The sequence below is a fragment of the Kocuria subflava genome (genome assembly GCF_012163155.1).
GTDB lineage: Bacteria > Actinomycetota > Actinomycetes > Actinomycetales > Micrococcaceae > Kocuria > Kocuria subflava.
In genome coordinates, this window is record NZ_JAAVUN010000093.1 from 1 (window position 1) to 925 (window position 925).

Below are 925 nucleotides of genomic sequence, written 5' to 3' on the forward strand. Positions count from 1 at the left end.
CTAGGTGTTGTGGGGCATGAGGTTCTTGTCACGGGTGCGTTGGTGAGATGAGGAACGGGCTCCTCGCCACAGGATGGAGGTTCCTACACAAACATCCGCACGAAAGAGCCCGTTCATGACCCACGTTAACGCACCCCTGACACCGACCGGCCGGCTGCGCATGGTACTGCGCCACATCGAGGACGGGATCCCCAAGGCCCACGTGGCCGCCGAGTTCCGCGTCAGCCGGCCCACGGTGGCCACCTGAGTGGCCCGCTACCTCGCGGCCGGCGAGGCAGGTCTGGTTGACCGCCCCTCGATTCCGCGGCGCAGCCAGCAGCGCACCCCGGCGCCGGTCGTGGAACTGATCGAGTCCCTGCGCCGGGAGCGGAAGTGGTCGGCCCGGCGTATCCACCACCACCTGCTCGGGCTCGGCCACCAGTTGCACCTGCCCACCGTGGGCCGGTGGCTGCACCGACTCGGTATCTCCCGGCTGCGTGATCTGACCCCGGCCGGCGAGAACGCCCGCAGGACCCCGGGGCGGATCCGCGCTGCGTGGCCCGGGCATATGGTCCACCTGGATGTGAAGAAGGTCGGCAAGATCCCCGACGGTGGCGGCTGGCGGACCCACGGCCGCGGTAGCGCCCAGGCGTTGAAGTCCTAGCGCGGGCCGGGGGCGAGGGTCGGCTACACCTACCTGCACTCTGCCGTGGACGGCTTCTCCCGTCTGGCCTACACCGAAGCCCTCGACGACGAGAAAGCGGTGACCACGATCGGGTTCTTCGCCCGGGCCAGAACCTTCTTCGCCGCCCACGGGATCCACAGGATCCACCGGGTCGTGACGGATAACGGGGCCAACTACCGAGCCCGGGACTTCACCCGCACCGTGAAAGCCCTGGCCTCCCGCCACCAGCGGATCCGTGCCTACACGCCGCGGCATAACGGG

1 pseudogene is annotated in these 925 nt (G+C 69.0%); it reads left to right on the forward strand.

The features are described 5' to 3' along the window. Positions 1-115: 115 nt before the first annotated feature. A pseudogene (locus GTW58_RS13120) lies at positions 116-925 on the forward strand (helix-turn-helix domain-containing protein); the annotation flags it as partial.